We start from the raw sequence: 11,940 nt of genomic DNA, 5'->3' as shown, positions 1-11,940 counted from the left end.
CCGCCCCAAGCAAGCGGGCTCCCCTCGGGGGACAGGCAGCGGCACCGCCGCTGCCGAAGGGGCAGACATGACCTCGAAGAAGGCCGAAGACCTGCGCAGCGCGCGCTGGTTCGCCAAGGACGACTTCCGCTCCTTCGGCCACCGCAGCCGCGTGCTGCAGATGGGCTACGCCGCCGAAGACTTCATCGGCAAACCGGTCATCGCCATCATCAACACCTGGAGCGATGCCAACCAGTGCCACACGCACTTCAAGCAGCGGGTGGAGGACGTCAAGCGCGGCATCCTGCAGGCGGGCGGCTGGCCGCTGGAGCTGCCGGCCATCTCGCTGAGCGAGAGCATGGTCAAGCCCACGTCCATGCTCTACCGCAACTTCCTCGCGATGGAGACCGAGGAGCTGCTGCGCAGCCACCCGGTCGACGGCGCCGTGCTGATGGGCGGCTGCGACAAGACCACGCCGGGCCTGCTGATGGGCGCCATCAGCATGGGCCTGCCGCTGATCTACCTGCCGGCCGGCCCCATGCTGCGCGGCAACTGGCGCGGCCAGGTGCTGGGTTCCGGCAGCGATGCGTTCAAGTACTGGGACGAGCGCCGCGCCGGCCGCCTGACTGACCAGGCCTGGGCCGAGATGGAAGCCGGCATCGCGCGCAGCCACGGCACCTGCATGACGATGGGCACCGCGGCCACGATGATGGGCATCGCCGAGGCGCTGGGCGTCACGCTGCCGGGCGCCAGCAGCATCCCCGCGCCGGACGCCAACCACATCCGCATGTCCGCCGACTGCGGCCGCCGCATCGTGCAGATGGTGTGGGACAACCTGACGCCCGCGAAGCTGCTGTCCAAGGGCAGCTTCGCCAATGCCATCGCCGTCGCGATGGCCATGGGCTGCAGCACCAACGCCATCATCCACCTCGTCGCCATCAGCCGCCGCGCGGGCCTGCCGGTCACGCTGGACGACTTCGACGCCGCCAGCCGCCACGTCGGCGTCATCGCCAACATCCGGCCCAGCGGCGACCGCTACCTGATGGAAGACTTCTTCTACGCGGGCGGCCTGCCGGCGATGATGAACGTCATGCGCGACAAGCTGGACCTCACCGCGCTGACCGTCAATGGGAAAAAGGTGGCCGACAACATCGACGGTGCGGAGGTCTTCAACGACGACGTCATCCGCCCGCTGTCCAACCCCATCTATGCCGAAGGGGCCCTCGCCGTGCTGCGCGGCAACCTGGCGCCGGACGGCGTCGTCATCAAGCCCAGCGCCGTGGCGCCGCATCTGCTGCGCCACACCGGCCGCGCGCTGGTGTTCGACGACTACCCCAGCCTGAAGGCCGCCGTCGACGACCCCGAGCTGGATGTCACCGGCGACGACATCCTCGTGCTGCGCAACGCCGGCCCCAAGGGCGCCGGCATGCCCGAGTGGGGCATGCTGCCCATCCCGACCAAGCTGCTGAAGGCCGGCGTGACGGACATGCTGCGCCTGTCCGACGCGCGCATGAGCGGCACCAGCTACGGCGGCTGCCTGCTGCATTGCAGCCCGGAAGCCTTCGTCGGTGGCCCGCTGGCGCTGGTGAAGACGGGTGACCGCATCACTGTCGACGTGCCGGCACGCACCATCCATCTCGAAGTCAGCGACGAGGAGCTGGCCGCCCGTCGCGCGGCCTGGACACCACCGCCCGCCCGCTACGAGCGCGGCTACGGCTGGATGTTCGGCCGCCATATCCTGCAGGCCCACGAGGGCTGCGACTTTGATTTCCTCGAAACCCAGTTCGGCGCCCCGGTGCCGGAGCCGGTCATCTACTGAACACGACGACATGAACCCCGACACCCGCAAGAAGCTGATGGGCGTCAGCACCGCCACGCTGTGCACCGCGCTGTTCAAGCGCGGTCTGCACAAGCAGTTCATCCAGGACGTGCGGCCGCTGAACCCGGGCCTGCCCAACATGGTGGGCCCGGCCTACACGCTGCGCTACATGCCGGCACGGGAGGACCTGAACGGCATCGCCGTGTTCAAGGACCGCGCGCACCCGCAGCGCGTCGCCGTCGAGGAATGCCCGCCGGGCGCCGTGCTCGTCATCGACAGCCGCAAGGACGCGCGCGCCGCCTCCGCCGGCGGCATCCTCGTCGCGCGGCTGATGGTGCGCGGCTGCGCCGGCGTCGTCACCGACGGCGGCTTCCGCGACAGCCCCGACATCGCCAAGTACACGATGCCGGCCTACCACGCCCGCCCCAGCGCCCCCACCAACCTGACGCTGCACCAGGCCATCGCCATCAACGAGCCCATCGGCTGCGGCGACGCGCCGGTCTTCCCGGGCGACGTCATCGTCGGCGATGCCGAGGGCGTCATCGTCATTCCGGCGCACCTGGCCGACGAGATCGCCGACGAGGCGGTCGAGATGACCGTGTTCGAGGACTTCGTGCAGCAGCAGGTGCTGGCCGGCCGCAGCGTGCTGGGCCTGTACCCTCCCACCGACCCGGACGTGGCCGAGCTGTTCGCCGCGTGGCGGGCGACGCAAGGCCGCTGATGCTGATGAAAGTCGAGAACGCCAGCGGCCAGGCCCTGCTCAAGCGCGGCAACCGCATGGCCATCGTGCGCCGGTTGCGCATGGAGCCGGGGCTGTCACGCGTGGACCTCGCCAACGCGCTGGACCTGACCAAGTCCACCGTCAGCGCCCTCACCCGCGAGCTCATCGCCGAAGGCTGGCTGCTGGAGCGCGAGGTGCTCGTCACCGGCGACATCGGCCGCCGCCCGACGCCGCTGTTCGTCGACCCCGGCCGGCTGCTGCTGCTGGGCACGCAGGTGGGCATCGGCCATGTGCGCGTGGTGCTGACGTCGCTGACCGGCGAGGTGCTGGCCGCGAAGAGCGCCGCCTACGACACCACGCTGGACGTCGAGGCCTGCATCCTGGCGCTGACGCGCACCATGCTGGCCGTGGCCGGCCGCTGTGGCGACGCCCAGCAGATCATCGGCATCGGCGTGGGCCTGCCCGGCGGTGTGGACCAGGCCCGCGACCAGCTCGTCTTCGCCCCGCACGTGCACTGGCACCAGGTGCCCTTCGGCGCGCTGCTGCGCGAGGCGCTGCAGGGCACGCCGCTGGCCGGCGCGCCGGTCTTCATGCAGAACGACGCCGACGTTGCCGCCCTGGGCGAGACCGAGTTCAACCCGTCGCCGCAGGCCGATCCGCTGCTGCTGGTGCTCGTCGGCGAAGGCGTTGGCGCAGGCCTCGTCGTGGGCGGCCGGCTGCTGACCGGCGCGCGCGGCCTGGCCGGCGAGGTGGGCCACATGGTGCTGCAGATCGACGGCCCACGCTGCTCCTGCGGCCGCCGCGGCTGCGCCGAGGCGCTGATCGACAGCCGCGCGCTGCTGCGGCAGGACGGCGCTGCGCCGCCGCCGGCCGACATCGCCCAGGCCGGCCGCTACCTCGGCGTGCTGCTGCAGAACCTGGCCGCCGCCTACGACCCCGCCTGCATCGTGCTGGGCGGCCCGGCCATGGTGCTGGGCGATGCGCTGCTGGCGCCCGTGCAGGCCACGCTGGCGGAATACGCCCAGGCCGCCGGCCTGCCCGAACCGGCGCTGCGCGTGGCCCGCTTCGGCGCGGATGCCATCGCCGTCGGCGCCGCCGCGCTGGCCGGCTACCGGCTCACGCAGCCGACGCTGGCGTAGCCGGCGTCGGCCCCCGGCTCAAAGCACCAGCTCTTCCGTCCAGACGCGAAAGCGCGCCGCGTCCTGCGGCAGCGGCTCCGCCGCCGCGGCGTCCAGGCTCAGCAACGCCGCCAGCTGGCTGGGCAGCAGCGGGGCCGGGTCGGCCGCAAAGACCGGCGCCGCGTCGCGCCACGCAGCCACGGACAACGCCGACATCGTCGGCACCGCCACGCTGGCCGCCAGCGTCGTGTCGCGCGACTCGGCCAGCGGCCGCAGCGCGTTCAGCCAGGCCCACGCATCCGCCGAGGCGGCAGAGGGCTGCTGTGGCGATGCCGCCTGGCTGGCCTGGCGAGACGGGGCGCCCAGCGCCACCAGCTGCTGGTAGAGCTGGCCGCCGTCCAGCAGGTTGAAGCCCGTGCGGCCATCGCTGCCGCTGTCGCGCAGCACCACGCCGCTGGGCGCGTCCACGTCCAGCTTGTTGGCCTGCACGTCCAGCGCCGCTGGCACTTCCGACGCGCCGCCGGTCAGCGCCGGCCCGCGGCCGCGCAGCGTCAGCAGGTCGGCGAACACGTCGGCCGCGCCGTCGGCATTCGCTTCGCTGATGGTGCCGCCGGTCGACGCCAGCGCCACAGCCGCCGTCGCACCGCCCGCCGTGGCGCGCGTGTCGATGCGGCCCACGCGCAGGTCGCCGCCGGCCTGCAGCAGCACGTCGCCGGCCTGCGTGGCCAGCTGGCCGTTGGCCGCCATCAGCAGCGCGCCGCCCGCCGTCGCATGCACGTCGGCGCCCGCGCCCGTCAGCGCCAGCGTGCCGGCCAGCGTCAGGTCTTGCCCGGCCGCGAGGTCCAGCAGCGTCACGGCCGCGTTGGGGCCGGTGCTGGCGCCGTTCAGCGCCAGCGTGCCGCCGGCCAGCGTCAGGTGCGGCGTGGCCAGCGTGGCCAGCGCGTCCGCCGCGATGGCAGTCGTGCCCTGGTCGCTGCGGCCCAGCTGCACATGGCCGAAGCCCTGCACCGCCGCCAGCTGCGCGGCGCTCAGCGCCAGGCCCGTGCCGGTGGCCGAACCCACGGTCATGCCGCCGGACGCGCCGGCCAGCTCCACCTTGGCCGCGGCGCTGCCGCTGATGAGGCCCGACAGGGTCAGCGCGTCGACGCGGATGACCGCGTTGCCGCTGGCGATGACGACGTTGCCGACAACCAGCTCCGTCGCGCCGACGATGCTCAGCGAGCCGGCGCTCAGGTCCAGCCCGCCCTTGAACTCGACGCGGCCGGCCGCCTGCAGCGTCAGGTCGCCGGCCAGCTTCACGTCCTGGTTGAAGCTGACGTTGCGCGCGTCGTTGATGACCAGCCCGCCCAGCCGCTCGGTCGCGCCGATGGCGCCGCCGAAGACGACGTCGGCACCGTCGCTGGTCACGACCAGCTTGTCGGCCGCGCCGCCGGCGGTGCCGTCGATGGCGCCGCTGACCGTGATGGGCCCGTCGCCCCGGCCGCCGCCCTGGCCGCCGGTGATGGCCACGGTGCCGTCGAACTTCAGGCCGCTGTCGATGACGACCGGGCCCTGCTGTTCGATGGTGCCGGCCGGTGCGTTGACGACCGAGGTCGCGCCGCCGGCCTTCAGCGACACGGTGCCCGTGCCGTGCGCCGTCACGCTGCGGCCATCGGCCGGTGCCGTGCCGTCGGCGAACAGGATGTTGCCGTTGGTGGTGGCCAGCGCGATGCTGCCGTTGCCACCGATGGTGACGAGGTCGGACTGCGTCGCGTCGTCGACGGTGGTGGTGGTCGTCGCCAGCGTGCTGACGCGGCGCACGGAGACGGCCACGTCGGTGAGGGTGATGGCGTCCGCTTCCTGCAGCCAGATGCCGCCGCCCGCCGCGCGCGCGCTGACGCGCTGCACGTTGGTGTCCAGCCGGTCGCCACTGCTGCCCACGCCCACGGCTGCGTTCAGCCGCAGCGAGGCTGCCGTGACCTCGGTACCTGCATGGCCCGCCGCGGCGGCGATGCTGCCGCCGGTGGAGATCAGCGACACCTGGCCCAGCCCGGCAGCGATGCCGCCCACCGTCAGGTCACCGCCCGCCTGCACGCGGATGGCCGAGTCGACCACCGACAGGTTGGCCGTGGCGGCCATCGTCACCGCACCGCCGGCCTGCACGTCCAGCGTGCGGCCGGTGCGCGTGATCGCAACGTCAGCGTTCAAGTTCATGCCGCCGGCAGCCAGCAGGCTGACCGCGCCGGACGTGCTACGCAGCGCCGCGGCCAGCGACAGGTCGCCGCCCACGTCCAGCAGCACGTTGCCGGCGGACTGCAGCGCGACGCCGTCGGCATTGGCGCCGTCGGCCAGGCTCAGGCCGCCACCGGCCACCAGCACGACGTTGCCGCCCGACACCAGATCGGCCAGCGCCGCGTCGGCCTGCGCGGCCTGCGAGCCGTCGGCCGCCACGCGCATGACCGACACGGCCACCGAGGCGATGGCCAGCGCATCCGCCTCGCGCGCAAAGAAGCCGCCCGCGCCGGTGCCGGCCACGCTGGCCGCCAGCGTGCCCACCTGCAGCTGCAGCGGTGCGGCGCCGGTGCCGAAGCCCTGCGTCGTGCCGGTGCCCGTGGTCACGACGCGCAGCGCGCGCGCCGTCACATCGGTCTCGGTGCCGCCGGCGTCGCTGATGGTGCGGGCCAGCAGGCTGACGTCGCCGCCGGTCTGCAGCGCGCCGACGGCCAGGTTCAGCGTCGCCGCCAGGCGCAGCGAACCCGTGCCGCTGGCGAACACGCTGCCGTCGGCCATGTTGATGGAGGCGCCCGCCTCGGCATCCAGACCGGCAGCGTCGGCCAGCGTCACGTCGCCGCTGCTGGTGAAACTGAGGTCGCCGCCCGCGCGCAGGCTGGCGTGGCCCGCCGCCGCGATGCCGGCCTTCGTGGCGATGCTGCCCGTCACCGCGCGCAGCAGCAGCGTGCCGCCGGAGGTGACGGCCTGTTCGGTGCTGGCCGTGCCGCCGTTGAGGGTCAGGTCGCCGCTGTTGACGGTCAGCAGCAGCGCGCCGCCGCTGGCCGTCGTCAGGTCTTCCTGGGCGCCCAGGTCCACGCCGCCCGTGCTGCCGTCGCTGGCAACGCGCTGCAGGCTGGTGGCGACGCGGTCGATGGCCAGCGCCTGGGTCTGCTGCAGCGACAGCGAACCCGCACTGACGCTCAGCGTGCCGACGGCCGTTTCCAGCGCATTGGCCGCGGTGCCGATGGCGCCACCGGCCGTCTGGCGCAGCGCCGAGGCGGTGATGTCGGTCTCGGTATCGCCCGCCGCATCGCCGTCGGCGATAGCGCCGCCGGCGATCAGCGCCGCACCGGCCGTGCCGGCGTTGAGGGTCTCGATCGTGATGTCGCGGCCAGCCTGCAGCGCGATGACGCCGTTGACCGTGGCGAGGCTGGCGCCCTGCGACTGCGTGATGTCGCGCACGGCACGCAGGTCCAGGCTGCGCGTACTGCCGGTGCTGCTGACGTTGGCGCCCAGCAGCAGGTCGTTGCCCGCGTTCAGCGACACGATGAGGCCGCTCAGCGCGGCGCCCACGTTCAGGTCGGCGGCGCTGGTCAGCAGCACGGAGCCGACGGCGCTGCCGGCCGCGTTCAGGCCCACGCTGCCACCGCCCAGCAGCACGAGGCTGGCGCTGCTGCGCAGGCCGGCCAGGGCCGCGTCGGTGACGGCCGCGGCCGCCAGCGTGCCGTCCAGCTGCACGCGTGAGCCGCTGAAGGCCGCGAGGCTGTCCACCTGCAGCGCGCCCGCGGGCTGGGCCAGGAACACGCCGCCACCGGCCGTGTCCACGGCCAGGCGCTGCACGGCCAGGTCGACCAGGTCGCTGCCCGTGCCGACGCCGTCGGCGGCCTGCGTGCCGGTGGTGCGCAGCATCAGGCTGGCCGCGATGAGGTCGGCCTGCGCGTCGTTGTCGCCGGTCAGGTCCTTGACCTGGCTGGCCGTCACGCTCATCGCGCCGCTGCCGGCGTCCAGCTGCGCCAGCGCCAGCCCGCCAGTGGCGGCCAGGCGCAGCGCGCCGCCGCCGCTGGACAGGCTGCTGCCCAGCGCCTGCGTCCAGGCGCCACCGGCCTGCGCGTCGAGCGCGCCGCCGCCGCTGCGCACGATGCCGGCCGCCGCCTGCGTCACCGCGCCACCCGCCAGCAGGCTGATGGCGCCGCCATTGCTGGCCACGGCCGCGTTCAGCGCCAGCGCCCCGCTGGCGTCCAGGCGGATCGCGCCGCCCTGGGTCTGCACGGCGGCATCCACCGTCAACGCGCCGCCCAGCAGGCGCAGCACCACCGGTGCGCTGCTGCCCACATTCAGGCCCTGCACGTCGGAGGTCGTGACGGTCAAGACGCTGCCGTCGGCTGCGATGCGCTGCACCGGGCCAAAGTTGTTGCCCAGCGCGCCGGGAATGTTCAGCGCGTCGGTCTCGTCGATGAAGATGCCGCCGCCCGACGTCGCGCCCAGGTAGGCCGCCGAGGTCTCGAGGGCGTTGCCCGCCTGCCCGATGCCGGCGTTGGCCAGCAGCACGAGCTTGCCGGCGCTGAGGTTGACGCTGCTGTCGCCCGCCGTGTCGGCGTCGGTCACGCTGCCGCCGGCGTTGATCGTCAGCGCCTTGGTGCTGCCGACATTGATGCTGGCCACACGGATATCGCGCGTGGCCGTGAAGGCGGAGCTGGCCTGCGCCGTGGCGCTGGTGCCGGGGTTCATCAGCAGGTCGCGGCCGGCCGACAGGTCGAGGCTGCCGGTGGCGATCAGGTTGTCCTGCACCTGCAGGTCGCGCCCGGCGGACAGCGTGAGGACGCCGCCGCTGGTCAGGCCGCCGCTGAGCAGACCCACGAACAGGTCGTTGCCCGCGGACAGGCGCATGCGTTGCGCGGTCATGGCCACGCCGGCGACGAGGTTGCCGCCGGCCGACAACACCAGGCCGGCCGCGCTGCCGATGCCGCGCAGTTCCGCCTCGGGCGTCAACGCGGCCAGGCTGCCATCGGCCTGCACGCGGGTGAAGGTGGTGGCGGCGATCGCATCGACGATGACCGCGTCGGCCTCGGCGATGAACACCCCGCCCGCACCGGCCGACTGAGCCGCCAGGCGCTGCACCTGCAGCGACAGCGCGTCGGCGCTGCTGCCGATGCCGTCAGATGCACCGGTGCCGGTGCTGATCAGGCGGGCGTCGGTAGCCACGAGGTCGATGCCGCTGCCGGCCGCGCCGATGATGCTCGTGCCCTGCAGCCAGGCCTCGGCATTGCCGGCACTCAGCTGGCCCAGCGTCAACGCGCCGGCGGCCTGCAGCCGCAGGCGGCCGCCCGCCGTGTTGACGGCCGTGCCGGCCGCCATCGTGATGGCGCCGCCCGCCTGCTCGTCGATGACCTGGGCCGCCGTCGTGACACTGCCCGCGGCGGCGTGCGTGATCGCGCCGCCGGCCAGCAGCGAAACCAGGCCGCCGGTGCTGGACACCGCCGCGTTGACGGCCAGCGTGGTGCCCGCGCTGACGCGCAGGTGCGAGCCGGCGATGGCCGTCGCGTTGACCGCACTGTCCAGCGACACGGCGCCGCCGGCGTTCAGCACGATCTCGCCATTGCTGGTGAACAGACCGGCCAGCGCGCCGGCGGGCGTTGTCGCCGTGGCCGTTCCCGTGCCGCCGACGCGGTTGACCGCCGCTTCGGCGACGCTGCCCACGGCGACGCCGTCGAACTCGTTGAAGGCCAGGTTGCCGGCGCCGCTGGCGGCGAGGTTGGTGACCTTGGTCTGCAGCGGCGCGGCGCCCATGGCGATGCCGGCCCCGGCCTGCACGCGCAGGCTGGCGGCCGTGACCGTGGCGGTTTGCGAGACGGCCGTGACGGCCCCGCCCGCGATGACCGTGACCGTGCCCGTGCCGGCATCGACGCCGGCCAGCGCGATGGCCGTGCCGGCCTGCAGCCGCTGCGCCGCGTTGGCCGTGGCCAGCAGCGTCGCGCCGCCCTGCGTGAAGCTGGTGCCCGCGCGCAGGTCCAGCGTCTGGTTGGCGCCCTGGGCGCGCACCGCCGTGCCGGTGGCGCTGAGCGCCGCGCCGGCCACCAGGCTGATGCTGCCGCCCTGGGCCAGCACGTCACTCTGCACGGACAGGTTGCCGGCGATGGCTTCCAGCAGGATGTGACCCGTGCCGTTGGCATGCACGGCGCCGGTGGCCGTCAGGTCGGCCGCGCTGTTGCGCACGACGATGGCGCCGCTGCCTGCCGTCGTCAGGCCGCCGGAGGCGATGCTCAGCGCGGTGGACTCGCTGACGAAGACGCCGCCGCTGCTGCCGCTCACCGTCGCCGTCAGGCTGCCGATGGTCGTCATCAGCGGCGCGGCGCCGGTGCCCACGCCGTTGGCGGCCGTCAGCGTCACGGCGGCGTTGTCGCCGACGAGGTTGGCGCCGTTGCCAGCCAGCGCGTCGAGGATGGCGCCGCCCGTGGAGGTGAGCGCGATGCTGCTGGCGGCACTGATGACGCCCACCTTGAGGTCGCCCGCGGACGTCAGCGCGATGGCGCCGCCGGGGCCGGCGTCCAGCGTGACGCCGGTCAGGTCCAGCGCGCCGCCGCTGCTCAGCGTCAGCGTGCCGCCCACCGTCGTCACGGCTGCGCCGAGCGTCAGCGCGCCGGTGCCGGCGGTGATACCGACGGCGGACGCACCGCTGGCGCTGATCGTGCCGGCGGCGCTGCTCGTGAACGCATCGGCCGCACTGAACGTGGCCGCGCCGCTGACCAGGCTGACCGGGGCCAGCAGGTTGATGTCGGAACCCGTACCCAGCGCCGTCAGCGACAGCGCGCCGGTGCCGGCCAGGCTGATGTGGTTGCCGCCGCCGGCTGCCAGTGTGATGCTGCCGCCCTGCGTCGTCAGCGCAATGCCGTTGGCGCCGCTGACAGCCGTCTGCTCCAGGCGCGTGACGGACAGGTCGCCGGTGATGTCGGTCAGGAAGGTGGTGTTGCCGCGCGCGGCGTTCTGGCCCAGCGTGACCTGGCCCTGGCCCGAGTTGACGACGTCCAGCGTCTGCAACTCGAGGTTGGGCAGCAGCACACCGGTGGCGGCCTGCACGGTCAGCGTGTAGCCGCGCAGCGCCTCGCCGATGCGGCCCGCGCCGTCGACGAGGCTGTCCTGCTGGCGGATCTGGCCCGTGGCCGACGTGATGTTCAGCGTCTGCGCGTCGACCTCGTTGGAGATCGTCACGTGGCTGGTGGCGTCCAGCGTCAGCGCGCCGCCGGGGTCCAGCCGCAGCCAGGACAGCGAGTCGCTGAGGTCGTCCACCTGGATGGTGCTGCCGTAGACCTTGATGGTGTCCCAGGGCAAGGCGTTGGCGTCGGTCGTGCCGCCCAGCCAGACGGCGCCGCTGTTGGCATCGGCATGGCCGCCGGTCTGGCGGCCGAAGCTGAAGCTCTGGAAGAACGCGCCGAACGTGCCCATCGCGGTGTTGTCCAGCGTCAGCGAGCTGGCATGCACGCCCGGCGCCGAGAACAGCGCCATGCCGTAGCCGGCGGTCGTGGGCATGATGGTGGCGTTGCCGGTGCCGCTGATGCGGCTGGACGGCGTCAACAGCGTCAGCGTGTCGGCTTGCAGCAGCAGGTCGCCGGGCGTCACGCCGTTGGGGGTCGTCAGGTCCAGACGCGACGTGGTGGCGAAGTAGATGCCGCTGGCGCCGTAGATCTTCAGGCTGCCGCCCTCGGACAGCGTGACAGGCTTGTCGAACGTGACCGTGCCGCTGGCATGGATCTCCACCGTGCCCTTGATGTTGACCGCTTCCTTGAAGCTGACGTTCTGCGCCGCCAGCACGGTGAGGCCGGACAGCAGGTCGGTGCTGCCACCTGCCGTGTTGACCTCGGCATTGATGGTGATGTTGCCGGTGGCGCTCAGCGTCAGCGTGTCGACGGTGGCGCTGCTGTTGCCGGACAGAAAGTCGTTGTGGCCCGCGGACCCGATCTTGATGTTGCCGGCGGTCGCCGTGATGCTGACGCTGCCGCTGACCAGCAACGAGTCGTTGTCCAGAGAGTAGGACGTATCGATGTACGGATTGGGGAAGGAGCCGCTGGGCGCCGTCACCGCCAGCGCGTGCATGGTGGGCCCGGCGGACTGCACCTGCGGGGCCGCCGAATAGGCATTGGCCAGCACATCGGCGTCACCGCCGTCCACCGGCATCAGCGCCAGATGCACGGCGCCCAGCACGGGGTCGGCCGACAGCAGCACACGGGGCTCCAGCGCCTCCAGGCTCCAGGCGCGGGCGCTGGGCTTGACGGCCAGGGGGGCGGCTGGCGCGGCCTCGCGCCAGCGGCGCGGGAGCAGGGAGCGGAGTTTCACGGGGT

General features: G+C 73.2%; 4 protein-coding genes. 3 read left to right on the top strand and 1 reads right to left on the bottom strand.

Annotated features, from left to right (window positions below):
- Positions 1 to 67: 67 nt before the first annotated feature.
- Genes araD through AC1Q7O_RS01785 form a run of 3 tightly spaced genes read left to right on the top strand, consistent with a single transcriptional unit; the run spans position 68 to position 3,658 of the window.
- A complete protein-coding gene (gene araD / locus AC1Q7O_RS01795) occupies positions 68 to 1,798 on the top strand; it encodes an L-arabinonate dehydratase (RefSeq protein ID WP_492661841.1) in 1,731 nt (576 codons plus the stop codon).
- A gap of 10 nt (positions 1,799 to 1,808) precedes the next feature.
- Positions 1,809 to 2,519 (top strand): ribonuclease activity regulator RraA, encoded by a 711-nt coding sequence (locus tag AC1Q7O_RS01790; protein WP_492661840.1) that lies wholly within the window; start codon positions 1,809 to 1,811, stop codon positions 2,517 to 2,519.
- Positions 2,519 to 3,658: an ROK family protein gene (locus tag AC1Q7O_RS01785; protein ID WP_492661839.1), complete on the top strand. Its 1,140-nt coding sequence runs from the start codon at positions 2,519 to 2,521 to the stop codon at positions 3,656 to 3,658. Before AC1Q7O_RS01790 ends, AC1Q7O_RS01785 begins: the two co-directional genes overlap by 1 nt.
- Before the next feature lie 18 nt (positions 3,659 to 3,676).
- On the opposite strand, the gene AC1Q7O_RS01780 is transcribed toward AC1Q7O_RS01785, so the two are convergent.
- Entirely contained in the window at positions 3,677 to 11,935 is an 8,259-nt protein-coding gene (locus AC1Q7O_RS01780; protein ID WP_492661838.1) for an LEPR-XLL domain-containing protein, read from the bottom strand.
- Between the last annotated feature and the right edge of the window lie 5 nt (positions 11,936 to 11,940).

The sequence above is a fragment of the Roseateles sp. GW823-FHT07B05 genome (genome assembly GCF_058794515.1).
Note: the sequence above shows the minus strand (reverse complement) of the source record. Positions and strands in the feature narration are given on the sequence as shown.